23 protein-coding genes are annotated in these 25,665 nt (G+C 56.7%); 8 read left to right on the top strand and 15 right to left on the bottom strand.

The features are described 5' to 3' along the window. Nucleotides 1–95: 95 nt before the first annotated feature. The 8 genes from L0Y14_RS00965 to L0Y14_RS00930 form a co-directional block, all read right to left on the bottom strand. Nucleotides 96–617 carry an HPP family protein gene (locus L0Y14_RS00965; protein ID WP_240991616.1) on the bottom strand — a complete coding sequence of 174 codons (522 nt, stop codon included), beginning with the start codon at nt 615–617 and terminating at the stop codon, nt 96–98. 237 nt (nt 618–854) lie between these two features. Beyond that, a complete protein-coding gene (locus L0Y14_RS00960; protein WP_005959163.1) occupies nt 855–1,220 on the bottom strand; it encodes a TusE/DsrC/DsvC family sulfur relay protein in 366 nt (121 codons plus the stop codon). A gap of 62 nt (nt 1,221–1,282) precedes the next feature. Beyond that, complete coding sequence (gene narI, locus L0Y14_RS00955; RefSeq protein WP_005959164.1) at nt 1,283–1,978, bottom strand: respiratory nitrate reductase subunit gamma; 696 nt, start codon at nt 1,976–1,978, stop codon at nt 1,283–1,285. Nucleotides 1,979–1,990: 12 nt separating this feature from the next. After that, nucleotides 1,991–2,506, bottom strand: a complete 516-nt coding sequence (gene narJ / locus L0Y14_RS00950; protein WP_005959165.1) for a nitrate reductase molybdenum cofactor assembly chaperone — start codon at nt 2,504–2,506, stop codon at nt 1,991–1,993. 15 nt (nt 2,507–2,521) lie between these two features. Then, on the bottom strand, nt 2,522–4,075 hold the full coding sequence (gene narH, locus L0Y14_RS00945) for a nitrate reductase subunit beta (protein WP_050798697.1): 1,554 nt from the start codon (nt 4,073–4,075) through the stop codon (nt 2,522–2,524). A 78-nt stretch (nt 4,076–4,153) separates the two neighbouring features. Then, a complete protein-coding gene (locus L0Y14_RS00940) occupies nt 4,154–7,915 on the bottom strand; it encodes a nitrate reductase subunit alpha (RefSeq protein ID WP_006474372.1) in 3,762 nt (1,253 codons plus the stop codon). 139 nt (nt 7,916–8,054) lie between these two features. Beyond that, nucleotides 8,055–9,659 carry an MFS transporter gene (locus tag L0Y14_RS00935; RefSeq protein WP_005959167.1) on the bottom strand — a complete coding sequence of 535 codons (1,605 nt, stop codon included), beginning with the start codon at nt 9,657–9,659 and terminating at the stop codon, nt 8,055–8,057. Between the two features lie 30 nt (nt 9,660–9,689). Then, nucleotides 9,690–11,129 carry an MFS transporter gene (locus tag L0Y14_RS00930; RefSeq protein WP_081417693.1) on the bottom strand — a complete coding sequence of 480 codons (1,440 nt, stop codon included), beginning with the start codon at nt 11,127–11,129 and terminating at the stop codon, nt 9,690–9,692. A gap of 300 nt (nt 11,130–11,429) precedes the next feature. On the opposite strand from L0Y14_RS00930, the gene L0Y14_RS00925 reads away from it, so the two are divergent. After that, on the top strand, nt 11,430–13,343 hold the full coding sequence (locus tag L0Y14_RS00925; protein WP_005959169.1) for an ATP-binding protein: 1,914 nt from the start codon (nt 11,430–11,432) through the stop codon (nt 13,341–13,343). Next, complete coding sequence (narL, locus tag L0Y14_RS00920) at nt 13,340–13,987, top strand: two-component system response regulator NarL (RefSeq protein WP_005959170.1); 648 nt, start codon at nt 13,340–13,342, stop codon at nt 13,985–13,987. The genes L0Y14_RS00925 and narL overlap by 4 nt, the downstream gene beginning before the upstream one ends. A gap of 88 nt (nt 13,988–14,075) precedes the next feature. Here the strand turns inward: narL and L0Y14_RS00915 are convergent, their stop codons facing one another. Next, entirely contained in the window at nt 14,076–15,497 is a 1,422-nt protein-coding gene (locus L0Y14_RS00915) for a response regulator (protein ID WP_005959171.1), read from the bottom strand. A 125-nt stretch (nt 15,498–15,622) separates the two neighbouring features. On the opposite strand from L0Y14_RS00915, the gene L0Y14_RS00910 reads away from it, so the two are divergent. Then, nucleotides 15,623–15,964 carry a 4a-hydroxytetrahydrobiopterin dehydratase gene (locus L0Y14_RS00910; RefSeq protein ID WP_039959644.1) on the top strand — a complete coding sequence of 114 codons (342 nt, stop codon included), beginning with the start codon at nt 15,623–15,625 and terminating at the stop codon, nt 15,962–15,964. A 314-nt stretch (nt 15,965–16,278) separates the two neighbouring features. On the opposite strand, the gene L0Y14_RS00905 is transcribed toward L0Y14_RS00910, so the two are convergent. The 5 genes from L0Y14_RS00905 to L0Y14_RS00885 all read right to left on the bottom strand — a co-directional run bounded on the left by L0Y14_RS00905 (nt 16,279) and on the right by L0Y14_RS00885 (nt 21,209). Next, nucleotides 16,279–17,169 (bottom strand): YkgJ family cysteine cluster protein, encoded by an 891-nt coding sequence (locus L0Y14_RS00905; RefSeq protein WP_005966056.1) that lies wholly within the window; start codon nt 17,167–17,169, stop codon nt 16,279–16,281. A 246-nt stretch (nt 17,170–17,415) separates the two neighbouring features. Then, the gene (gene aprA, locus L0Y14_RS00900; RefSeq protein WP_005966055.1) at nt 17,416–19,401 is read right to left on the bottom strand and encodes an adenylyl-sulfate reductase subunit alpha; all 1,986 of its coding nucleotides are present in this window, start codon (nt 19,399–19,401) and stop codon (nt 17,416–17,418) included. A gap of 26 nt (nt 19,402–19,427) precedes the next feature. Continuing rightward, on the bottom strand, nt 19,428–19,901 hold the full coding sequence (aprB, locus tag L0Y14_RS00895; RefSeq protein WP_040819155.1) for an adenylyl-sulfate reductase subunit beta: 474 nt from the start codon (nt 19,899–19,901) through the stop codon (nt 19,428–19,430). A gap of 325 nt (nt 19,902–20,226) precedes the next feature. After that, nucleotides 20,227–20,391: a hypothetical protein gene (locus tag L0Y14_RS00890; RefSeq protein WP_006474377.1), complete on the bottom strand. Its 165-nt coding sequence runs from the start codon at nt 20,389–20,391 to the stop codon at nt 20,227–20,229. After that, the gene (locus L0Y14_RS00885; RefSeq protein ID WP_006474378.1) at nt 20,391–21,209 is read right to left on the bottom strand and encodes a CobW family GTP-binding protein; all 819 of its coding nucleotides are present in this window, start codon (nt 21,207–21,209) and stop codon (nt 20,391–20,393) included. Before L0Y14_RS00885 ends, L0Y14_RS00890 begins: the two co-directional genes overlap by 1 nt. Nucleotides 21,210–21,345: 136 nt before the next feature. On the opposite strand from L0Y14_RS00885, the gene L0Y14_RS00880 reads away from it, so the two are divergent. From L0Y14_RS00880 to L0Y14_RS00860, 5 genes are read left to right on the top strand one after another with little or no spacing between them, the layout of a single operon-like run. Beyond that, nucleotides 21,346–21,981, top strand: coding sequence for a HEAT repeat domain-containing protein (locus tag L0Y14_RS00880; RefSeq protein ID WP_006474379.1), 636 nt, complete (start codon nt 21,346–21,348; stop codon nt 21,979–21,981). An 8-nt stretch (nt 21,982–21,989) separates the two neighbouring features. Beyond that, on the top strand, nt 21,990–22,532 hold the full coding sequence (locus L0Y14_RS00875) for a hypothetical protein (protein WP_006474380.1): 543 nt from the start codon (nt 21,990–21,992) through the stop codon (nt 22,530–22,532). Then, complete coding sequence (locus L0Y14_RS00870; protein ID WP_005966041.1) at nt 22,529–22,909, top strand: DUF423 domain-containing protein; 381 nt, start codon at nt 22,529–22,531, stop codon at nt 22,907–22,909. Before L0Y14_RS00875 ends, L0Y14_RS00870 begins: the two co-directional genes overlap by 4 nt. Continuing rightward, nucleotides 22,906–23,841 carry a class I SAM-dependent methyltransferase gene (locus L0Y14_RS00865; protein ID WP_006474381.1) on the top strand — a complete coding sequence of 312 codons (936 nt, stop codon included), beginning with the start codon at nt 22,906–22,908 and terminating at the stop codon, nt 23,839–23,841. The genes L0Y14_RS00870 and L0Y14_RS00865 overlap by 4 nt, the downstream gene beginning before the upstream one ends. After that, nucleotides 23,820–24,263 carry a YqaA family protein gene (locus L0Y14_RS00860; RefSeq protein ID WP_005966037.1) on the top strand — a complete coding sequence of 148 codons (444 nt, stop codon included), beginning with the start codon at nt 23,820–23,822 and terminating at the stop codon, nt 24,261–24,263. Before L0Y14_RS00865 ends, L0Y14_RS00860 begins: the two co-directional genes overlap by 22 nt. Nucleotides 24,264–24,352: 89 nt before the next feature. On the opposite strand, the gene L0Y14_RS00855 is transcribed toward L0Y14_RS00860, so the two are convergent. Further along, complete coding sequence (locus L0Y14_RS00855; RefSeq protein ID WP_006474382.1) at nt 24,353–25,582, bottom strand: diguanylate cyclase; 1,230 nt, start codon at nt 25,580–25,582, stop codon at nt 24,353–24,355. Nucleotides 25,583–25,665 lie beyond the last annotated feature (83 nt).

Below are 25,665 nucleotides of genomic sequence, written 5' to 3'. Positions count from 1 at the left end.
TCATTAGATTCCAGAGCATAACAACACCATATTTTACTTTGCAGTCTCATCGACAAGAATAAACAAGGATCTCTCCAGCGAGCTTTCGCTCCCTGTCACTCTTCCAGCACATCCAGCGTTTCATCCCCCTCTCCTTTGAGCCGGGATTCAAACGGATTGTCATCGCGAAAGGTTGCAATCGCCATCGCGATGGAGAGCAGGATAATGGCGTTGATAAAAACGGGGATCACGATAAACGCGTATCCCAAGGCATGAACATTGGCTCCCCCCACCACCGCAGTAATCGCCGTGGCGCCGCCAGGTGGATGCATACATCGAAAAAGGTGCATCAGCAGCATCGCACTGGGAATGGAAATGGATGCCGCGAGCAGCTCACCGGGTACCAGCAAATAACAGGAGACGCCTGCAAATGCGGAGACCAAATGGCCACCCACCAGATTCCATGGTCGGGATACAGGGCTGAAGGGCAGGGAAAAGATAAGCACCGCCGAGGCGCCGGTAGACGCCAGAATGAGCGGCATCGCCTCCGCCTGCAGTATCATGTTGCTGAAGAACGAGGCAATCAGGGTACCGACAAAGGCGCCCATGACCGAAATCACGAACTCCTTTTCGGTCATATCCCGCTTTAGACCTATGATTTTTTTAAGCATGGTTCGTGTTATATATCAGCCTGGCCGATATCAACAACCTCCAGCGCACTCCACCCTGACCTTCTCCACGCCTCCGCTTTCGTTCAACAACATATTCGGGTATTGATCCCCGGGGTCAGCCGCTCTTTCTCGGCCATAGCAAGATCAGGAGGCGGAGAAGATGCCTTTACCGCCGGATACCCCTGTTCCTACATAGTGATTAGCTCAGTGCTCACCCTTGGTCTTGCGAATACCCGCCAGGCGGTTACCCTGCTTCTGCGGCCCGCCTTTGGGAAAGATATCGTGGAGATAACGGTTATTGCCGCGCTCCTTACCCCACGCCGTCCTGAAATGTTTGATCATATCGCGCACCTGAGCCTGAACTCGGTGCTCTTCATAATAGTCGCGGATATAGTTGATCACGTCCCAGTGGTCATCGATCAACTCTAGCCCCTCTTTTTCGGCCAACGCCTTTACAAAGCCCTCCGACCACTCATCCATATCCTGGATATAACCCTCCTGGTCCGTGGCCACCTTTTTGCCGTCGACATCCAGATATTCGATCCGTGTTGCGTAAGGGTTCGTACTCATGATTAACGCCTCGTGAAAGTGAGCGGGAGCAATCGCTCCCGCTCTACAACATCTACTTTCTGTTAGTTCATCCGCACCCGCTTGACGCGGACGATCTGGTAGGCGCGACCGAGATAGGTCACCGGCACACTCCAGACGTGAACCAAGCGGGTGAATGGGAAGACCAGGAATACCGTCATACCGAAGAACATGTGGGTCTTGAAGATCGGCGACACATCCTTGATCAAGCTCGGGTCCACACTCAGGGTGGCAATGCTCTTGACGTATTCGGTCAGAGCAATCATCTCCGAAACATCACCGTGGGCAGCGTGACCTGTGGAGACCAGCAGGGTGCTCAGCCCCAGGGTCACGGTGGCCAGCAGCCAGCCGATGACAAAGGTATCGCGATTACGACTCACCGCCTTAACCCGGGGGTTGGTGACACGCCGATACAACAGCATCGCGGCGCCGATCAGGCACATAATGCCGAAAATGCCACCGGCATAGATAGCGATATACTGATGACCGACATCGGAGATGCCCATCGCCAGGAACCAGCTGTGCGGCAGCAACATGCCTCCCGCGTGACCAAAAAAGATGCCCAGTATGCCGACGTGGAACAGGTTACTCGCCAGCCGCATATTCTTGTTGCTGAGCAATTGGCTGGAGTCCGCCTTCCACGTGTACTGTTCACGATCAAAACGGATCCAGCTGCCAAGCAGAAAGATGGCGCCAGCCAGATAGGGGTAAGCCCCAAAAACCAAGTCATGTAAGTTCATTTGTCTATCTCCTCAGGCTGCTTTGGCTAGATGACCACGGCCTTCCACAATCCGCAGCAGTCGTGAATAGGGGCTCTCCGCCTTCTCCAAGTTCTCCGCCAGTACGGTAATCACCTTCGCGGCATCCCCCAGAAAGACCCTTGCCTGCATCTCATCCAGCGTCGACACATACTCCAGAATCAGCGGCAGATAGTCCGGGATCTCACCCTCCTCTACCTCCAGCCCTGCACTCTTGAAGTGTTCCGAAAGGTCGATCAGTGCCGGACCGCGTCCCCGATCGTCACCAAACAGATGGTGGGTCAGGTGCAGATCGTGTTCCGGGGTCATATCGAAGGTCTGTACGTAATCAGCCTGCATACCGATCAGGTCGTGCAGTTGCATCCATGAGATCAGCTGCATCAGGTCTTCGCGCTCCTGTGCACTCACTTCGGGATCCTCTTTCAGTATCGTTATGATGGCTGGCAGATTCTCCATCAACTCCTCGGTCGGGTAATCCAGCAGACGAGCCATAATGTTATATATACGCATGGTGAACTCTCCCGGTTAGCCCTTCTTGCGGGGCTGAATGCCCTGCGGGGTATGGGTGCGTTTACGCGGACTCGGGAACAGGGTAAAGCCCTGACCGGCCTCGCTACCGTGTGAACTGGTATTGCCAGGCCCAAATCCGTTCTGACCCTGGAAGGCATAGGGATCTTCCTGCACCATCTCCTCATGGGCGGTCGGGATAACGAAGCGATCCTCGTAGTTGGCGATACCGAGCATCTGGTACATCTCCTCGGCCTGCAGTTCAGTCAACCCGACAGATTCCAGTGCCGCAACATTCGGCTTGCCTTCAATCGACTTGGAGCGCTGATTGCTGCGCATCGCCAGCATTCTGTTGAGGGCACTGAGGATCGGTGCCTCATCACCAGCGGTCAGCAGGTTGGCCAGATAGCGTACGGGGAAACGCAGCGCCTCGGACTTCGGAATCACCCCATCCGCTTCGGTAGGCAGCTTGCCCTGATCGATCTGACTCTGCACCGGCGACAACGGCGGCACGTACCACATCATCGGCAGGGTGCGGAACTCAGGATGGATCGGAAAGGCAATCTTCCACTCCATGGCCATCTTGTAGACTGGGGAGTCTTTAGCCGCATCCAACCACTGTTGCGGAATGCCATCTTCCAGCGCCTGCCTAATGACGGCCGGATCGTTGGGGTCGAGGAACATGTCGAGCTGCGACTGATACAGGTTCTTCTCATTGTCAGTGCCCGCCGCATCGCTGATCTTGTCAGCATCGTAGAGCACCACGCCCATATAACGGATGCGGCCAACACAGGACTCGGCGCAGGCGGTAGGCATGCCAGACTCGATGCGCGGATAGCAGAGGATGCACTTCTCCGACTTGCCAGACTCCCAGTTGAAATAGATCTTCTTATAGGGACAGGCACTGACGCACATGCGCCAGCCTCGGCAGCGATCCTGATCGATTAGTACCGCGCCGTCCTCGTCACGCTTGTAGATGGCGCCAGAGGGACAACTGGCGACACACGCCGGATTCAGGCAATGGTTGCACAGGCGCGGCAGGTACATGTGGAAAGTTTTTTCAAACTCCTTGTACATCTGCTTCTGGATGCCCTCGAAGTTCTTGTCCTTTGAACGATCTTCGAAGGCGCCGGCCAGATCATCTTCCCAGTTAGGCCCCCAATGGATCTTCTCCATCCGCTCACCGGTGATCTGGGAGAGCGGGCGTGCAGTGGGCGCCGCCTCAGACAGAGGCTTGTTCTGCAATTTCGCGTAATCGTAATCGAACGGCTCGTAGTAGTCGTCGATCTCAGGCATGTCAGGGTTCGCAAAGATGTTCAGCAGCTTGCTGATACGACCACCGGCCTTGAGCTCCAGCTTGCCATTTTTCTTAACCCAGCCGCCTTTCCATTTCTCCTGATCTTCCCAGTTCTTAGGGAAACCAATGCCGGGTTTACTCTCTACATTATTGAACCAGGCGTACTCCACACCCTTTCGGTTGGTCCAGATATTTTTGCAGGTCACCGAACAAGTGTGGCAGCCGATGCACTTGTCCAGGTTCAGGACCATGGCAATTTGCGCACGTATCTTCATCTTATCTTCCTCAAAATTCTTTCCACCGGGATGCAGGGTGGGGATCGATTCCACCCTGCATCAATACGATCAACTGACTCAGTTATTAATCCCCGGGGGATTGAGTTGAGCTTCGCGCTCCGGCGTCAGATCGCCTTCCAACCAATTCACGTCGGCGTCTTCGATCTTGTGAACGATGACGTTCTCATCACGCTGACTTCCCACCGTACCGTAGTAGTTGAAGGAGTAAGAGAGCTGGGCGTAACCACCGATCATGTTGGTGGGTTTCATCACCACTTTGGTCACGCTGTTGAGGATGCCGCCACGCTTACCGGTGGTATTGGAACCCGGCACGTTAACGTTCTTCTCCTGAGCGTGATACATGATGGCCATGCCCTCGGGCACTCGCTGACTAACCACCACCCGGGCCACCGTCGCACCGTTGGCATTGACCGCCTCGACCCAATCGTTGTCCTTGATGCCGATACTCTTGGCTTCGTTCTCATTCAGCCAGAAGTAGGGACCACCACGGAACAGGGTCAGCATGCGCAGGTTGTCCTGGTAGGAGGAGTGAATACCCCACTTGGAGTGCGGGGTGATCCAGTTCAGGGTCAGGGTCTTCTTACCCTTCAGCTTGCTGGCCAGCTCCTTTGGCAGGTTTTTGTGCGCACCCAGATCCTGAGGCGGACGGTAGCAGCACAGACCCTCACCGAAATCACGCATCCACTCGTGATCCAGATAGAAGGAGGCACGACCGGTCAGAGTACGGAAAGGGATATGCTCATGGATGTTGGTGTAGCAGGCGTTGTAGCTCACCTCTTCCGATTCGATACCCGACCAGGTCGGCGCGGTAATGATTTTGCGCGGCTGAGCGACGATATCGTGGTAACGGATCTTCTCCTCATGCCGCCCCGCGTAGAGGTGGCTATGATCAATACCCGTCTTCTTGGAGAGTGCCGACCAGGATTTGTGTGCAACCTCGCCATTGGTCTCCGGCGCCATATGCAAGACGGTATCGCACACCGCGACATCATCTACCAGCGACGGCCGGCCCTTGGAAACACCTTCATCATGGATGACACCGTTGAGTGAGCATAGCTGCTCGATCTCCAGGTCGGTATTCCAATCAATACCTTTGATATTGTTGCCCAACTTATTCATCAGAGGTCCGACCGAGGTGAACTTCTTATAGGTGTTGGGGTAGTCACGCTCCACCACCTTGAACAGCGGTGCGGTCTTGCCAGGAATCAGGTCGCATTCACCTTTTTTCCAATCCTTCACTTCACCAAAGGGCTGTGCCAGCGCCATCGGGGAATCGTGCTGCATGGGCAGGGAGACCACGTCCTTGACGGTACCCAGATGCTCTTCAGCCAACTCGGAGAACTTCTTGGCGATGGCCTGGAAAATCTGCCAGTCGGACTTGGATTCGAAGGCAGGATCGACCGCCTTGCCCAGCGGATGCACAAAGGGGTGCATGTCAGTGGTGTTGAGGTCGGCCTTTTCGTACCAGGTTGCGGTCGGCAGGATGATGTCCGAATAGGCACCAGTGGAGTTAAGACGGAAGTTGATATCAACCATCAGGTCCAGCTTGCCCACCGGAGACTTCTCACGCCACTTGATCTCTTTGGAGTTCTGACCCTCGACACCCTCTTGCATGACGCCGTTCTGAGCACCAACCAAATGTTTGAGGAAGTACTCATGCCCCTTAGCGGAACAACCCAGCAGATTGGCACGCCAGACAAAGAGGTTGCGGGGAAAGTTCTCTTCCGCATCGATGTCCTCACAGGCAAAGGCAGTCTCACCGCTCTTCAGCTGCTCAGTCAGATAGCTGGCCACACCCGCCTCATCGGTCGCACCCGCGGCCTCGGCCGCCTTGACGATATCGAGCGGGTTCTTGTTGAAGTGAGGCGCGGAAGGCAGCCACCCCAGACGCTGGGAGACCACATTGTAGTCGGCCAGCTGATAGCCACGATACTTGGCCTGGGCGGTAGAACCCAGAATATCGTCGGCCTGCACCTTCTCATAGCGCCACTGATCGGTATGAAAATACCAGTAGGTGGTGCTGTTCATGTGGCGCGGTGGGCGATTCCAGTCAAGCGCAAAGGCGATGGGCGCCCAGCCCGCCTGGGGACGCAGCTTCTCCTGACCCACATAGTGAGCCCAGCCACCGCCAGATTGACCGACACAACCACAGATATGCAGCAGGTTCATGATGCTGCGGTAACCCATGTCGTTGTGATACCAGTGGTTGATGGCGGCACCCATGATGACCATGGATTTACCCTGGGTCTCAGAGGCGTTTTGTGCAAACTCACGACCCGTACGTTCCAGGTCGGCACGCTTTACACCAGTAATCTTCTCGGCCCATGCCGGGGTGTAAGGCACACTGTCATCATCGTAGCCGGTCGCCAGATTGTCGCCCAGGCCGCGGTCGATGCCATACTGGGCTACCTGCAGATCAAATACAGAGCAGACCAGAGCCTCTTCACCAGAGGCCAACTTCAGCTTGCGCACCGGGATGTTGCGCAGCAGCATCTCATCCTCGCCCGGCGTGAAGTGAGGAAAGGCAACCTCAACAATCGTGTCCTTGCTGTTGATGCAGGAGAGCTCGGCCTCGGTCTCGGCCTGATCAGCGCCGCATTTCTCCAGAAGATTCCACTTACCCTCTTCTCCCCAGCGAAAACCGACGGATCCGTTGGGCACCACAAAAGCGTTACTCTTGGTGTCGAAGACCACCGTCTTCCACTCAGGATTATTGGTCTCGCCCAAGTTCTTGTCGAAGTCAGAAGCACGCAAGAACCGGCCAGAGACATAATGGTCACCATCCTTGCGCAGCATCAACTGCATCGGCAGATCGGTGTATTTCCGCACGTATTCGGTGAAATAGGGATCCTGCTTGTTGATATGGAACTCTTTGAGTGCCACATGCCCCATCGCCATGAAGGCGGCGGAGTCGGTGCCCTGCTTGACCGGCATCCACAGGTCAGCAAACTTCACATACTCCGCGTAGTCCGGCGCCATGGAGACCACCTTGGTGCCGTTGTAACGCGACTCGATGGCAAAGTGAGCATCGGGTGTACGGGTCATCGGCAGGTTGGAGCCACAGACGATCAGATATTTGGAGTTGTACCAGTCGGCCGCTTCCGGCACATCGGTCTGCTCACCCCACACCTGAGGAGAGGCTGCCGGCAGGTCACAGTACCAGTCGTAGAATGAGCCACAAGCACCACCGATCAGCGAGAGGTAACGCGAGCCGGCGGCGTATGAAATCATCGACATCGCGGGGATCGGCGAGAAGCCGTAGATCCGGTCTGGTCCCCACTTCTTGATGGTGTAGATGTTGGCGGCGGCGATGATCTCGGTCATCTCCTCCCAATCGGCACGGACAAAACCGCCCAGACCGCGTACTGCGGTGTAACTCTTGCGCTTGGCGGGATCGCTCTGAATCGCTTCCCAGGCAGCGACAGGGTTCTTGCCTGCCGCTCTCTCTTTACGATACAGCTCCACCAGACGGCCGCGCACCAAGGGGTACTTGATGCGGTGCGGGCTATAGAGGTACCAGGAGAAGGAGGCACCACGCTGACAGCCCCGAGGCTCGTGGTTAGGCATATCATCGCGGGTACGCGGGTAGTCGGTCTGCTGCATCTCATAGGCAACCAGGCCGTTCTTCACGAAGATCTTCCAGGAACAACCACCGGTGCAGTTGACGCCGTGGGTGGAGCGCACCACCTTGTCATGGCGCCAGCGGTTGCGGTAGGTGTCTTCCCACTGGCGGTCTTCACTGGTCACGATGCCGTGACCGCCAGAGTAGGTGCTCTCTACCTTCTTAAAATATTTCAGTCTATCGAGAAAGTGGCTCATAACGCTCTCCTTAGGGGCGCCGATTCTGTTTCATCGGCATGCCCCGCAATTTGGTTGGGGTGAGTCCGCCAAGGCTGGGGAGTTAGGACGCTGCCCTGTGGGGTATTGCAGACCCACCCCGATTTTTTACTGGTAACGATCAGGGATTCTTGATCTCAGCCTTCGGCCCCAGGTAGTACCACCAGTTCAAGATCAGGCAGATCGTATAGAAGACGGCAAACCCATAGAGTGCGACTTCTGGCGTAGCCAGTTTGATCTGCTCACCGAACACCTTCGGGATGATGAAAGCGCCATAAGCAGCTACCGCCGAGGTCCAACCCAGTGCCGGGCCTGCCTGCTCCTTGGGGAACACCATCGCGATGGTGCGGAAGGTGGAACCGTTACCGATGCCGGTGGCGGCAAACAACACCAGAAAGAGCATCAGAAAGGGTACGAAAAACTCTTCCGGCGTGGCTGACTGGTAAGCCTGCTGCAGATAGTAGGCCACACCCAGGGCAGAGCCGATCATCACGATGGAGACATACTGGGTCACCTTGGCGCCACCCATCTTGTCGGCGATCCAGCCACCAATCGGGCGAATCAGTGCACCGATAAAAGGTCCCATCCAGGCGTACATCAGTGCCGACGGGCCATTGGGGTTGGCGAGATCATGCGTCATCAAACCATCAACCATCACATGCTGATAGCCAAACACCACCTTGATGGCCAGGGCAAAACCAGCGGAGTAACCGATAAAGCTGCCGAAGGTCATGGTGTAGATGATGCTCATCACCCAAGTGTGCTTGTTGCCAAAAATCTTGAACTGACGCTTAAGATTGGGCTTGATGTCACCGGGGATCATCTTCATCAGCATGACAGTGCCGAACAGGATACCTGCGATGACCGGCCACTTGGCCCAACCGGGCGCACCCAGTCCAGTGGGGGCGGGCAGGATGATGTAGAGACCGATGGCTGCGGTGATGAAGCCGATGATCAACATACCAGCGATCTTGGACATGGCTCCGAGCGGGGAACCAATATGGGGAGAGACCTCATCCGTACGAATGTTGTTCATGCCAAACCAACCGGCGAAGGCCAGAGGTATCAGCAGCAGCAGCCAGACAAAACCGGCATTAAAGATGTAGGTCTCTGAACCGGCGGGGATCTTACCGATCAGGGTGCCCGAGGTGTTCTGCAGGATCATCGGCTCGCCACCGAAGATGCCGAAGGTCATCACCAGAGGGATCAGGATCTGCATGGTGGTCACACCAGCATTACCCAGACCCGCATTCAGACCCAGCGCCAGGCCCTGCATCCGCTTCGGAAAGAAGAAGCTGATGTTGGACATGGATGAGGCGAAGTTACCGCCACCGAAGCCGGAAAGGAATGCCAGCATCTGGAACACCCATAGCGGCGTGTCCTTGTCCTGCAGCGCAAAGCCAGCACCGACCGCTGGAATCATCAACAGCGCCGTCGTAAAGAAGATGGTATTCCTGCCACCCGCGATGCGGATGAAGAAGCTCGACGGGATACGCAGGGTGGCGCCCGTCAGACCAGCAATCGCCGCCAGGGTAAACAGCTCCGCCTTTTCAAAAGGGAAGCCCAGGTTCAGCATCTGTACCGTGATGATGCCCCAGTAGAGCCATACCGCGAATCCGCTGAGCAGGCTGGGTATGGAAATCCACAGATTTCTATTAGCGATCTTTTTTCCCTTCGACTCCCAGAACTGGGGGTCCTCCGGGTTCCACTCTTTTATGTCAGACATAATCGTTCTCTCTATATAGCGTGGTTTGAATTATTCGAGACAGTCGACGCTCTTGCCCTTGGTCTGGCCATTGCGGATCCTTTGCGCCTCCGCTTCAGCCTTGGCGCGAGCAGCGCTGTATTTGGTGATCAATTCCTCAAGCAGATCGGCCTGTTCGACAGCAGCACGGGCGGCCACATACTCATCCGGGTTCTCATGCATACGAGCATACTGGTCATAGGCATGATCCTTGGCGATCTGCTGATCCTTCTCCTGGTGTTCTTTGGCAAAGGTGTAGTGCATCCAGATCAGGGAGACACAGGTGGCGCCATAGAGCAGCATGAAGACCGCGCTGTTGATGCCGGTGAAATCGATCAGGGCACCAAACATAATCGGCAACATAAAACCACCCATACCGCCAGCCAAACCCACAATGCCAGAGGCGACACCGATGTTGTCGGGGTACTCATCGGAGAGGAACTTGAAGACTGAGGCCTTGCCAAACCCCCAGGCGATGCCGACGACAAACAGCAGCGCGGTAAACGCCCAAACATTGAGGCCGACACCGATGTTGACCTCGCCATTGATGGTCTTGATTACCATCTCGGTCTGCGGATAAGACATCAGGAACAGACAGACCCAGGAGATCCACATCACCCACCAGGTCACCTTGTAGGCACCATACTTGTCGGAAAACCACCCTCCCAAGGCGCGAATCACACCGGAGGGCAGTACGAAGATCGCGGCCAGCAGCGCAGCATGGGTAAGGTCGAAGCCGTACTCGGCGATGTAGTACTTGGTCATCCACAGGGAGAGACCGACAAAACCACCAAACACCAGTGAGTAGTACTGCATGTACTTCCAGATGTGCGGATCCTTCAGCAGGGCCAGCTGTTGACCCAGCGTGACATGGGAAGCCACCTTGTGCTCGGGATCCTCATAGGTGAATATCCAGAACAGTACCACCACTACAAACATGGCGACGGCATAGACCTGTGGTACCGTCTCCCAACCATAGGCGACGACAATCGAGGGGGCGACAAACTTGGTCAGCGCGGCACCGGCGTTACCGGCCCCGAAGATGCCCATCGCAAAACCCTGCTTCTCTTTGCTAAACCAGCGGGCAGTGTAGGCAATACCTACCGAGAACGAGGCGCCGGCGATACCGACAAACAGACCCAGCACCAGGAATTGCCAGTACTGCGTCGCCTCGCTGATCAAGTAAAGCGGCAGGATAGTGCAGAGCATCAAGATGAAATAGACGATACGACCGCCGTATCTGTCAGTCCAGATGCCCACCGGCAGTCGCGCTACGGAGCCGGTCAGGATCGGCGTAGCGATCAGAATGCCGAACTGAGTCTCGCTGAGCGTCAGCAACTCTTTGATCGGTATCCCGATAATGGAAAACATCACCCAAACCGCAAAGCAGGCGGTAAAGGCTAGGGTATTCATTGTCAGTACGGATAGTTGTTTGGTTCTCTGCGTAGCCATATCTCGCATCTCCGGCAGGGTTCGGCGTGGAAGATAAGACGCACAAATCTCGTGGCTCTTGATCTCAATCAAGCGCGGTTTTCCAGCGAGAGACTCGACTACCACCTTTGAGTTAGAGGGGGTAACACCTCTAATGCATTGTTAAGAAAGGAAAAAAAGATTTATGATGGCGTCATGCAGCGGACTTTTGCTTAACCGCAAAAGCAAAAGGATTAACCCTAAAAAAACTAGCCGAGCACCTGACCCGGCGATGCTGGAGGAAGGCGGCAGAGGCGGCTCATCCGGCATGGGAGAGCACTGATGTTTCGGTTTATCGGTCAGTCACTACAGATACGCGCGGGATTGGCGATGGGGCTCATCACCCTACTTGCCCTGACCGGCATGGTCAGCGCCGTGATCATGGCGCGGTCCACCTATGGCGTAGCAGCAGCGGTCAATCAGGCCGGCAGCCTGCGCATGCAGTCTTATCGCATCGTTGCCACCCTCGAGTCCCGCCACATAGACCAGGAGGCGATACGCAAACAGGCCATGGAGTTCCACAGCCGCCTGGAAAGCCCACGCCTAACCAGGGTTCTGAAGGACACAGAACGCAAATCACTGCACACCATCTACCGCCAGATATCTGACCAGTGGCAAGAGGTCATGTATCCTCTGCTCTCCAGCCATTTGGATCGACTGGCCACCACCCAGACAACCGCTGAACTGGAACAGCACATTGACCAACTGCGCCGCCAGTACAGCAGCCTGGTCGATCCCTTCGTTGCGGAGATCGACCGTTTTGTCTACCTGCTGGAACAGGATGCAGAATCGCGGCTGCACAAGCTGGGACTGATCCAGGGTATCTGCCTGATGCTAACCCTGCTGGTACTTGCCAGCACCCTTTATCTGGTTCACACCGATGTCCTGGGGCCACTGCGTGAACTTCTGTTCGCAGCAGAGCGAGCGGGAAAAGGCAATTTCAGTGTTCGCGTCGGGCATATCGGCATGGATGAACTTGGCCGATTGGGACTTGCCTTCAACAACATGGCAGCCGAACTGTCGAAAATGTACGGTAATCTGGAAAAGCGGGTATCAGAAAAAACCGCCGAACTGCAGACCAGGAATCTCTCCCTGCAACTGCTCTACAGCGCCACCCAGCAGCTGACCAAAGTGCCGGTTTCACAAAAGACCTACCACGCGCTACTGGAGGATATCAGCCGGGTAGTGGGAATCCGCTCAGGCACCCTCTGCCTGACTCCCGAACAGGATGGCGACAAGGCCTACCGGGTAGCCCTCAATGGCCCTGTGCCCCCTATGTGCAGCACTGAGGCATGCCATATCTGCCTCGGGAACGGCAACACCCAACTGCTAACACGGAAGCATCATGGGGGCTCTTCGAAGATCCTTTCGATCCCCATTCATGACCAGGAGCACAACTATGGGGTTCTGCTGCTGCAGAAAGAGCCTGGGGCCAATCTCGCAGCATGGCAGATGCAGCTGCTCGAAACCCTTGGCCAGCACATTGGTATCGCCGTCGGGGTCAGCCGCCGTGACATCCAGCGCAGACGACTGGCTCTGCTCGACGAACGCAGCGTGATTGCGCGGGAATTGCACGATTCACTGGCCCAATCCCTCTCCTACCTGAAGATACAGGTCACCCGCCTCACAATTTTAATGGACAGGGAGGCGGAAAAATCGCAGATCGAAGAGGTAATGACAGAACTGAGAGAGGGATTAGCCGCCTCCTACCGGCAGTTGCGGGAACTTCTGACCACCTTTCGCCTGCAGATGGATGGCCGCAATGTCGTTACCGCGCTCGCGGAGACAGTGGCGGAGTTCAACAAGCGGAACAAGGTCGCCATCACCCTCAACAACCATACACAGAATATCCCCTTCAGCGCCAACGAAGAGATCCATGTATTACAGATAGTACGCGAGGCCCTAGCCAATGTGACCTACCACTCGGCAGCATCCAGCGCCAATGTTACCCTGGAGCAGCTTGCCGACAACCGTATCGAGATCAGCGTGGAGGATGACGGCATCGGCATGCCGCCTGAGGCGGAACGCAGTCACCACTACGGCCTTGCCATCATGCAGGAGCGGGCCCGGTCACTGCACGGCGACCTGAATATCCGGCCCCTCGGCGAAGGCGGCACCCGGGTCAGCGTCACCTTCACACCCATACAACTAAGCCCCGACCAGAACAACAATCAGCAGGCAGATGTAGCGATATGAGTGATTCAACCGTCCAACGCGTGGTGATGATCGACGACCATCCGTTATTACGCAAGGGGTTGCAACAGCTTGCGGACCTCACTCCCGAGATCGAGATCGTCGGCGAGGCAGACAACGGCGAGCAGGGTATCGAGATGGTTGAACAGCTGCAGCCAGACCTGGTACTGCTCGACCTCAACATGCATGGCATGAACGGCATCGAGACCCTGGTGGAGATGAAGAAGCGCGATACCGTCGCCCGCATTGTCATCCTTACCGTATCTGATGCACAGGATGACATTGTCGCCGCCATGCGCAACGGGGCAGACGGCTATCTGCTCAAAGACATGCCGCCAGAGGAGCTGATGGTCAAGTTTCGCGAGGTGGCCGAAGGGAGGCTGGTGATGTCGCATAATATCGCGGAGTCATTGGCCCGGGCCATGCATCAAACCTCCCAGCGTCCGAAAGACGTTGACGATGCGGGATTGACGGAGCGGGAGAAGGAGATCTTGACCCACCTAGCCCAAGGCGAGAGCAACAAGGTCATTGCCAGGAACCTGAATATTGCGGAAGCAACAGTCAAAGTACACGTCAAACATCTGCTGAAAAAACTCGGATTCAAGTCCCGGGTCGAGGCGGCGGTCTGGGCAGTTGAAAATCGATAGCCGCCGATCGCATCCTCCTAGCACAACGCGCGGAGAGGATGCGCCATTGGCAGCACGCAGGAACCTGTGTTGTGCCAATGGCTGGAGTTTATTGCACTGCCGGCAGCAGGCGGACCTGAATGCGTTGGTTGCGGGCGGCGACCTGGTTCCACTTGGCAGCGCTCACCTCCTCCCGCGCCTCCGGATAGGGCACCACAGGCGCATCATACCCCCCTCTTTTCACCTGCACCTTAATCGGGCCAGCGCTCAACCTGGGGGAGGAGTTGATGTAGTTGGTAAAGCTGATGCTTTGCAGTTCGTTACGAGTCGATCCATCTGCAGATAGCTGACGCGAGAAGAGGCAGTCAGCCCCCTTCACCTGATCAACGGCCAGTTCAAGCTGCGCGTCTGGTTTTCCAGTCAGACAAAAATCCCCATAACGCGCCTCCAAAAGAAGCGTCCCTCTGAAGCCTGCATTGCTGAGATGATCGAGCGCCTGGGAGAGCCAACTCACCATCTTGTCGTCAAATGGCACCGCCCGATAGGCGAACTCAAGGTCTCGGTTCAGCGCCCACTCAAGCAGTTTCAGCCAGGCCTCCGGCTGTTCTGCCGCAGTAATCCCGGTTGCCTTATCACCAATCGACACACCACCTTGCTGTTCAAGCAGGCTGACCAAAGAATCTGCCTGCTCGTCGTAGTTAGCACGCGCTTTTTCCATCAAAGTGATCTGCTCACGCAGCGTGTTGCGCTCCTCGAGCATTTCGCTTCGCCAACCTGAAAGCAGAAGTGCGCCACCTCCAAGCAGCAATAGAAACAGCAGCATTACCCATGATAGACCACCAGCCTTGCTCTGCTCAGCCTCTGCCTGCTGCATCTCCAGCAACCTGTTTTCGATGGCACTGTTACCCTTCTCCATCTCCTCAACAGTCTGCCGGGAAGTCTCATCGATATGTCGTCTTACCAATTTCAGATGCTGCGCCAGCAGTTTTGCGATCTGCTTGCGCAGTCGTGTTGAGCCGACTGAGGCTTCGGTCTCGCGTGCGGCATCATGCAGCATGCGGGATGATTCCGCGATTTCACTGGCCCCATCGAGCAGTTGTACGCTTGGTGTCTCATCAATATTCATGCTGTCGACGAACTGGCTATCGGGCTCACCCTCAGGCTCCAGCTTCAACATGCTGATGACGATCTCGAAGTCCTTACTGTCGAGATTCTTCGGCAACACTCCAACTGCACCGAGCGCCTTGACCTGTTCAGGCTTCAGTTTCTCGGAGTGGGAGGTGTACATCATCACCGGGATCGATGCCGTCTCCGGATTGAGACGGATGAACTTCAGTGCCTGGATGCCGTCCATCCCTGGCATGTGATAGTCCATAAATACCGCATCAGGCTGCGCCTTTTTGAGGAATTCAATCGCTTCCTTGCCCGAGCCAACCTCACTGACATCGACATGAAAACTGTCCAGTTTCTTTGCCAGAACCCGGCGCGCCGTTTTGGAATCATCGACAATCAGTGCATGCTTCTTTTTCAACGTCGAACTGCCTCCTAGCCGCTGCTAATTACCCCGCAGTTTCTCACTAAACTCATTCAATTAACTGAGGAATAATTCTCGATACTAGTCTATTTCCAGCCTTATCGACAAAGAGAGCGATGAATATGAGTGCTTTGACTCAAGAACAGTGTGAGGCTTGCAGAGCCGATGCCCCGCAAGTATCTGAATCTGAACTGGCCAACCTGATCAAACTGATTCCAGATTGGAACATCGAAGTCAGGAATGGAGTGATGCAACTCGAAAAGGTTTTTTCCTTCAACAACTTTGAAGAAGCACTCGCTTTTACCAACAAGGTCGGAAGAATTTCAGAGGCCGCAGGACACCACCCCGCTGTTTTGACCGAATGGGGCAGGGTGAGCATAACCTGGTGGTCGCACAAGATTCGCGGTCTGCATCACAATGACTTCATCATGGCAGCCAAAACCGACGCCATCCAAACCCTCTAAGGAGCCGCAGATTAAGTCTGGACGAAGTCGATTGTGATTCAGAATATTCAGATTCAAGGCACAAATCGCACCTAAAACTACCACTCCCTACTCACGCCCTCCCCTACATCTCTGTCGGGGATAGCTGGCTATTGCGAACGACGGCATGGATCCAGGAGGTAGAGTCACGCATGGAGCCGTTGCCGAGATTTGCCACGCAGAAGCTGGATAGTCTGGGCACAAGATACGCGTTCATGACTTGATCAGGGGCTCCCTAAACTAAAAAGCCGCGCAGGATGCGCGGCTTTTTAGGATTGTCGTGGCAGCATTCAGACTCAGGAGAGTACGTCCTTTTTCTGCTGCTCCTCTTTCTGCCGATGGATCTCGATCTCGGCCTTACGACGCATTTCAAGAATCTCACGACGCTCCTTGAGGCGCTTCTCCTCTGCTCCCGGTTTGACCGCGATGGTCTCGTCGCCAAACAGGATCTGTTTCAGCAAACGGATGCCAAAACTCATCAGCGCCAGATCCTCTTTCTCCACAGTCGCGTAGAAAGCGTCATCCATATCGTAGGAGGCCTTGAAGGAATCACTCAGCACAAAGCGACGAAACCGGTCCATGTCGTAGCAACACATGAAGAAGAATTGCAGGCTGGTATCGGAAGGTCGTCCAATTGAAGGCCCTGCCGATTTCTTCTTCAGAATCAGCTGCATCCATTCACGATTAATCTGGTCGTACTGCTCGACCTGCTGCTCCTTTCGGTAGTCAGTGACGCTGATTTCCCGATCTTCTTCATGACCTTTGCAGTGATCCTCCTTGACCAAAAAGTATCGCGCCTCATCTTCGGTTGCGCCCGCCTCACGAATCGCCATATGGCCTACCGGATAGTAACGACAGGCGGTGGGACGATCATTGTAGACACTGCAGCCCTCATCCGTGACAAACAGGCAGGCACCATCATTATCGGTACGCAGTTTGATACCGGGGATACCGTCCTTATCCATCTCAAAGGGAACCGTGTGGTTCTTCAGGAAATCGGTGACGCTCATACCCAGATTATCTTTCAGGCGCAGGATGTCATAGGGCGTGAGCTGAATATCTGCACTTTTGCAGCAGGCATTGAAACAGGAGATGCCCTTGTAACAGCGGAATTTAAGCTTGCTGCCAGGCTCCATAACGGTCGGCACCAAGTCACTTTTAAAGGGAATGTCGAATTGTTCGCTCATTGTTTAGACCTCGTAAAAGTCTGCAAATGAACGCGAATGAACGCGAAATGAAATGCAGATGCGGAAAAAATGGCGGTATTGGACTTCAGCTGCTCATTAACGATGAGCATCCGATCCACGCGATTGCGCAATTTTAATACAAAACAAAGCGCTGCGTTAATTGGCGTTTATTTGCAGACTGATGAAAAAGGCCCGGACACCTTACGGCATCCGGGCCTTTCACGCCATCAGACTGTCAAGCAATGCTTACTTGAACAGCTTAGACTTATCGACCAGATCGACGTGAGCGCGTTTGAAGCACTTGAAGGTCTTGGTCTCTTTGTCGTAGATGGAGTTCACAAAGCACTTCCAGTTTTCTTCGTCAACGAAGTTTTTGTCCATGCGGTAGTAGAAGCCAGGATAACGGCTCTCCTCACGGAACTGGATGTGTTTCATGTGAGCTTCAGCGGTCAGGATGCGGTGATAGTTCTCCCAAGCACGCAGCAGCTCGTGGAGGTCTTTCGCACGCATCTTCAGAGCGTCTTCCTTCAGCTCGGCCAGCTTGTGCTCGGCAACTTCCAGCATGTTGGCATTGGTGGTGTAGTAGGTAGCAACACCAGCAACATACTCATCCATCAGCTTCTGCAGGCGGAACTGCAGCATTTTCGGCGTGATGTAGTTGGGGTTCACGTCGATAGCGGTGGAGTAGTCCTTGTGCTCCAGGAAGTTACGCACCGGACGGTAGATCTCTTCGATCAGCTCGTCAACGCTGGTGTCCAGCTCAGGCTTGTGGTCCTTGTTGTCCATCACGAACTTGACCATGGACTTGGCACACATGCGACCCTCGGCATGGGAGCCGGAGGAGAACTTGTGGCCAGAGGCGCCAACGCCGTCAGCAGCGGTGAACAGACCCTGAACGGTGGTCATGCCACGGTAGCCCCAGTTCCAGCCCTTCGGCAGGTGCTCGGGAACGCCGTCCATCGCCTCATCGGTGGGCGCGCCCACATCGTCAGGACCGGAAACCCAGATGCCGCAGCAACCGGAGTGAGAACCCAGCAGGTAGGGTTCGGTGGGCATCAGCTCGGAGTTCTTCTTCTCAGGCTCGATGTTCTCACCAGCCCAGATACCGCACTGGCCGATACACATGTCGAGGAAGTCTTCCCATGCCTCTGCTTCCAGATGCTTAACCTCGCGGGGAGACAGAGTCTCACGCAGGTTGGCGAGGGCGGTAACGGTGTCCATCCAGATGGGACCGCGACCTTCCTTCATCTCCTTCAGCATCAGGTGGTTACGCAGGCAGGATGCAGGAACGGCAGCCTGGCCGTAAGGAGGATAGTCGTCCAGCATCTCCTTGTTGCGATCCATGTACACTTCGCCATAAGCGTTGGTGGCCTTGGACTTGAACAGCAGGAACCATGCGCCAACAGGACCGTAACCGTCTTTGAAACGGGTCGGTACGAAGCGATTTTCCATCAGGGTCAGCTCGGCACCAGCCTCAGCAGCCATGGTGTAGGTGGAACCAGCGTTCCATACGGGGTACCAGGCACGGCCCTGACCCTCACCCACGGAGCGGGGACGGAAGATGTTTACGCAGCCACCGGCAACCAGCAGGCAAGCCTTGAACTTGTAAACATACAGTTTGTGCTCACGCACGGAGAAACCGACAGCACCGGCGATACGGTTCGGATCGTTCTTATCGTTAACCAGCTTAACGATGAAGATACGCTCCTGGATGTTGTCCATACCCAGTGCTTTCTTGGCGGCCTCAGCGACGATCCACTTGTAGGATTCGCCGTTGATCATGATCTGCCACTTACCAGAGCGTACGGGCTTGCCGCCGTCCTTCAGTGAGGTCATGCCCTTGGAGCCGTCATAACGCTCACCGTTCTCGTCGGTCTTCCAGATCGGCAGACCCCACTCTTCGAACAGGTGAACGGATTCATCAACGTGGCGCCCCAGGTCGTAGGCCAGATCGTCACGGGTGATGCCCATCAGGTCGTTGGAGACCATGCGAGCGTAGTCCGCAGGATCCTGATCAGGACCAATGTAGGTGTTGATAGCGGACAGACCCTGCGCCACAGCACCGGAACGATCCATGGCAGCCTTATCGACCAGCTTGACCGTGATGCCGCCGCCAGCAGCTTCGATCCAGGGACCAATCTCGTAAGCGGTACCGCAAGCAGCCATACCACCGCCGATGATGAGGATGTCTACTTCTTCTTCGATGACGTCCGGATTACCGAATTCAGCCATTGTGTTTACCTCTCAATATCTTCGGATTACTTGCAAATCAGCTCGCTGGGATCGCCAGCGCGGTAGCCATTCTGCTGATTGTGGTTGAAGAAACCAGGCTCAGCGATCTTGGCCATATCGGCTGCGGGCGTATTACCATAAGGGTCGATGGAACCCTCAGGGGTGGTGCGGATCGGGAACTTGAAGCGCTTCATGGTGCCGTTGCGGAACTTGATGGTCCACATGATGGAATCGGTACCGCGCAGGGGCTGCACAGAACCACCCATCGGAACGATGTCAGCGTAGGGACGTGCCTCGATGGCCTGCTGGGGGCAGATCTTGATGCAGGAGTAGCACTCCCAGCACTGTTCGGGCTCCTGGTTGAAAGACTTCATGGCGTGACCGGTCTCGGAACCGTCTTTGTCCAGCTTCATGAGGTCATGCGGGCAGATGTACATGCAAGCGGTCCTGTCCTGACCCTTGCAGCCATCACACTTTTCAGTACGCACAAATGTTGGCATGGTGCATTTCTCCTAGGTTTTTCACTGCAGTGATTCAGCCAACGCACAATCGCGCTGACTTAGAAGCACTTACCGGGTAAACATCCCGGATTTTGAATCCAGCTTTCCGTCCTTTCGCGACCGCCGCCGGCCGGCTTGCAACAACGAAATCCGGCCTGAGCCCCTGGGTAAAGCGGCATAAATCTGGCGCAACGGGGCCTCAGGGCGGTCAACACTAAGGTTTTCAAGCCTAATGCGCCAAACAGTTTTTCAAGGTGGGCGCATAAGCTGCCTTTATTGATCTACCTGGCGCCATTGACCCAGTAAAACAGTCGGATAAAGCACCCTAAGCCTTCCACAATCCTGCCAGCAGTGCCTGTTCAATCTGCCGCCACGCCAGCCGCCGCCTGCCGATGAACTCGATCCGACTCTCCAGCAGTGGCCGCGCCGGCCGCATCGCCAGCTCCCCATCAGCGGCATTGAGCTCCAGCCATCCTGCATCCGTGTGCATCACGCCTTTCCGGGCTGGCGGCAGAGACGCTCCAGCGCCACGCGAGCAAAACATTGTCGGGCGGCGATCCGCCAACCGCCACTGTAGAAGCCATCCCCGACACCCTCGAGAAAAAACCAGCCAGCCTCTGCCGCTGCAGCACACCGATCAGTGGCAGCCTCCACGACATTTGCTGGCTGCCCATCTGCCCGGGAAGATCGCCGATTCCGATCTATAGCGCGGGGGAGATCAAGCCAGAGCGGACTGACACGACCAAACTCTAGCCACGCACTCAGCGCCTTTGGCGGCGTCGCCGCTCTCACCAGGGCAACAAAAGCCTCCCGCGCCGCCTCATCATAAAGATCCGCCTTGTTTGCCAGCAGCAGATCCGCCAGCTGCAACTGATCGATAAAGGTCTCATGGGTGGTATAACGGGGATCTGTGAGCTTTCGCGCATCCACCAGCCCGAGCGTCGCCCGCAACTCAAGCAGCTCGTCAAAAGGTGGCCGTAGCAATGACTGCAGAATCTGCTGCGGATGACCCAGCCCGGTGGGCTCGATTAGCAACCGGTCAGGTCGCGCCTCACGGATCGGACGGTTAAGCCCCACCTGCATCGCCGCCCCTGCGACACAACAGATGCACCCTCCCGCCACCTCGGCCACCGCCACCCCCTGCTGCTCCAGCAGAGCACCATCGACACCGACCTGGCCAAACTCATTCACCAACACCGCCCAACGCTCACCGTCAGGGCGATGCGCCAACAAATGGCAGATCGCGGTGGTCTTGCCGACACCAAGAAAACCGAGAATCAGATTGGTAGGGATATTTCGAAGCGCCACTGCCACTTCCGGGATCAAACATTATGCGAGCAGCGATTTTTAACACGATCTCCCCCAGCTCCCAACCGACTGACCTGCTTTGCGCCCCCGCCGCCTTCCAGTTATGGTAGCGCCTGTTTCACTCACGGACCCCCATATGGCCAGATCCGCACCCGATGCGCTGCTGTTGATCGCCCCCGGCTGCACCCACTGCCCCAGCGTGCTGCAGGAGCTCTCGGCCCTCGTCAAAGAGGGAAAACTAGGCCGCCTGGAGGTGGTCAACATCGTCGAACACCCGGAAGTGGCCCAGCAGGTCGGCACCCGCAGCGTGCCCTGGACCCGCATCGGGCCCTTCGAGCTCGAGGGCAACCAGAGCCAAGGGGAGCTGGAACGCTGGACCGGACATGCCGCCAACGACACAGGCGTGGCAGACTACTTCAGCCACCTGCTGGAGACGCAACGACCGCACCGGGTCACCGAGATGGTCCATGCGGAGCCGCAACAGCTCGATAGCCTGCTAGCTCTGCTGGAGTCGGAAGAGCTACCGATGGCGGCCCGCATCGGCATCGGCGTGGTGATGGAGGAACTGCAGGGTGAGCCTATCCTGCTCCACTCCCTGCCCACTCTGCTGCGCCTGAGCGAATCGCAGCATGCCAGCCTGCGCGCCGACGCCGCCCACTATCTCGGCCTCTGCGGCACCAATGCAGCCCGCCCACGACTGCAGGAGCTGCTCGACGACGAACACCCGGATGTCCGCGAGATCGCTGCGGACTCCCTGCAAGAGATCGACTAAAAACAGCCATGGACCACAAACAACAGATCCTCGCCATGCACGCCCGCTTTATAAATGAGGTGGTTAAGTGCAGCCAAAACCCAGAGCGCCAGGCCGAGCTGGAGCAGCACCTCAAGCAGGCGGAGGAGAACGGCTGGACCGCCCTGGTCAGCGCCGTGCGGCAGATGCTCAAGGGGCGTCGCGATGCCGAACTACTTAACAGCCTCGACGAAGAGGACCAGACTATCGCCGAGTCGATCCTGCTAGGAATGCAGAACCCCGCCACCCTGCCCGACCCGGACGCCAAACCCGATCCCGCCATGGCCGCCCCAGGGCTAGCCTCGATGATCCACACCGCCGCCAGCGGCAATCCCCAGGCACTGCAGCTGATCTCCGAGATGGCCGAACAGATGAGTAAGGCCGGCGGTCCGCTGGCCGGGCTCGCCTCGGTGATCCGGCCGATGATCAACGGCGAGCGGGAGCCGGAGCGACTCTGCAAGCACCTCGACGACACCACCGGGCAGCTGGTGCAGGGTATTCTCAAAGAGTTGAACACACTGGAACAGCAATGAACGCAGGGCGGATGCTGTTTATTGGCGCCATCAGCGGCCTGCTGACCGTAGTGCTGGGAGCCTTCGGCGCTCACGGATTGGAGGGGGCGGTGCCGGCCACGCATCTAGAGTGGTGGCAGAAGGCGGTTCACTACCAGGGGCTGCACAGCCTGGCACTGCTGGCCGGCGGTCTGCTGGCGCTGCAGCTGCCAAACAACCGCTGGATCGCCTCCAGCGGCTGGCTGTTTCTCACCGGCATGCTGCTGTTCTGCGGCAGCCTCTATCTGCTGACCCTGACCGGGCAACGCAGCCTCGGCATGATCACCCCAATCGGCGGCAGCGCCTTCATCGCTGGCTGGTTCTGCCTCGCGATGGCGGCCAGAGGCATCAACCGGTGAACAATCTCGATGCCTTCACCAACCGCCTGCGCAAAAACCAGCGCCACTGGCGTAAGTGGGCGCGCCGGCGCGGCATCAGCTGCTACCGCATCTATGATCGTGACATCCCGGAGTTTCCCCTGGCGATCGACTGGTACGAAGGTCATCTGCACGCCCAGCTGTTCGCCCGCAAAGGGATCGAAGAGCCGAGCGAGAGTGAGGAGCGAGCCATTGCCGACGCCCTCAGCAGCGTCATGGAGGTTCCCGCCGATCGGCTCGCCTTCAAGACCCGCCGGCGCCAGCGGGGCTTAACCCAGTATCAGAAGACCGGTCGGCAGGGCAGACTTATGATCGTGCAGGAGGCCGGCCTGCGCTTTGAGGTGGATCTGCACAGCTACCTCGATACCGGCCTGTTTCTCGACCACCGCATCACCCGTTCGATGGTGCGCGAACAGGCCGCCGGCAAACGCTTTCTCAACCTATTCGCCTACACCGGCAGCTTCAGCGTCTATGCCGCCGCCGGCGGGGCCGAGGCGAGCCTCACGGTGGATCTCTCCAACACCTATCAGGAGTGGAGCCAGCGTAATCTGCAGCTGAACGGCTTTGGCTACCCCCGCCACCGGCTGCAGCGGGCCGATGTATTTGAGTTTCTAATCCAAGCAGAGAGAAAGCGGGAGCGCTTCGACCTGATCGTGCTCGATCCACCCAGCTTCTCCAATTCAAAACGGATGCAGGAGGTGCTCGATGTGCAGCGCGATCACGCACGCCTGATCGAGGGCTGCATGGCCCTGCTCAACCACGGCGGGGAGCTGATCTTCTCCAACAACCGGCGCCGCTTTCGCCTTGACGAATCAATCGAGCAGACCTTCGACTGCAGCGAGATCACCCGGCAGACCCTGCCGGAGGATTTTCACCGCCATCCGGCCCATCGATGCTGGCGATTGAAGGGCTGATCGAGCCAACCAGCTGGCCGGCGATCCTGGGCGTCAGCTTCCTCTCCTCCACCCTGCTCCCCGGCGGTTCCGAGGTGGCGCTGCTGTATGCCGCCAGCGAACAGCCTGAATCCCACGTCTCGCTCTGGCTGGCGGCGAGCATCGGTAACACCCTGGGCGGACTGAGCAGCTGGCTGATCGGCTGGTGGCTAGCGCGCCGTTTTCCCCAGGTCGGATTGAAAAAGCCCGAGCAGCAACGCGCGCTACAGCGCATCGCCCGCCATGGCAGCCCACTGCTGCTTTTCTCTTGGCTGCCGGTGGTTGGTGACCCGCTCTGTCTGGCTGCAGGCTGGAGTGGCGTCCGGCTGCTACCGGCGATGTTCTTTATCGCCACCGGCAAGGCGCTGCGTTATGGGGTATTGCTGGCGCTGCTACCAGTGTGAAGCCTCGACGACGGAAGGACAGGGCCTCAGTTAGAAGCCTATGCACCAATCACACCTCGACGGACGGATGGCACCCGCATCAGTTCAGTTCAGTTCAGTTCGACACGATTCCTGCCAGCCGCCTTCGCCTGATAGAGCCCCTGGTCGGCCCTGGTAATCATCTGCTCCAGGCTCTCACCGGGATCGAGCGTGACACCGATGCTGACGGTCACCTGGAAACTGTCGCCCCCGTTCTGAATCGACAGAGCTTCGATTCCCGCGCGAACCCGTTCAAACTGCTGCATCGCCAGGCTCTCAGATGCACCGGGGAGGAGGCAGACAAACTCCTCCCCCCCATAGCGACCAACCACACACGCCTCACCCAGGCTCTGCTGCAAACTGTTGGCAATCGCCACCAGGGCAGCATCCCCTGCCTGGTGACCATATCGGTCATTGATCCGCTTGAAATGGTCAGCATCGACCATCGCCACCGCTAGCCCGGCAGCAGACTTTTTGGCCCGGGCATACATCTCCTCACCCTGCTCATAGAGGTAGGAGCGGTTGTAGACACCGGTGAGAAAGTCCCGCCTAGCTGCATTACGGATCTGGCACACCCGGGCAATCATGTCGACACTCTGCATCACCCGGCAGTAGAACTCCTCCACTTCAAATGGCTTGGTAATGAAGTCATTGGCTCCCGCCTTGAGCAGGCGGGCGCTGACCTGCGCTTTAGTTCGATCAGAGATACCGATAATGGCAAGCTCTTCCCGGCGATGATCACGGCGGATGATCTCGATCAGCTCCGCCCCGTCCATTCCTGGCATGTTGTAGTCGCTAATCACCAGCACCGTATCGGGATTCGCCTTCAGCTGCTGTAACGCCTGTTTGCCATTGGCCGCCTCCAGCAGCTGATATTTATGTACGCTCAGCAATCCTCTCAGATAGAGCCTGAAAGAACGGGAATCGTCCACCACCAGCACCTTGCGCCGGTAGTTATCGCGAATCTGCCTCACCAGATTGCAGACGTAGTCGATCTCGCTGGCATTGCGTTTCAGCACATAGTCGACCAAATGATCCTGGCGCATCCGCTGGCGCGCCGACGTATCCAGGTTGCCAGTGAGCACGATGATCGGGATATCAAACTGGCTGACATAATCGACTACCTCCCCATCCGCCGCATCGGGAAGATTCAGATCGAGCACCGCGATAAAAAAGCGTTCCGGCCGCTCAGCCAACAGTGCTTTGGTCTGCTCCAGAGTCGCCGCGCCTTCCGAAGCGACCCCTGCCAACTCCATCAACTCAGCCCTAAGCAAGGCGTTGATCGCCTGACTATCTTCCACCACAAGCGCATGTCGAGACGTCTCTGCGGCTAATTTTGATGCATGACTGGGGCTAGAAGACATAGACATTAAGTCGATTCCTT

This window comes from Candidatus Endoriftia persephonae (assembly GCF_023733635.1).
In the GTDB taxonomy this organism is placed as follows: domain Bacteria; phylum Pseudomonadota; class Gammaproteobacteria; order Chromatiales; family Chromatiaceae; genus Endoriftia; species Endoriftia persephonae.
The sequence above is the reverse complement of the archived record's forward strand: the minus strand, read 5'-3'. Positions and strand labels throughout refer to the sequence as shown.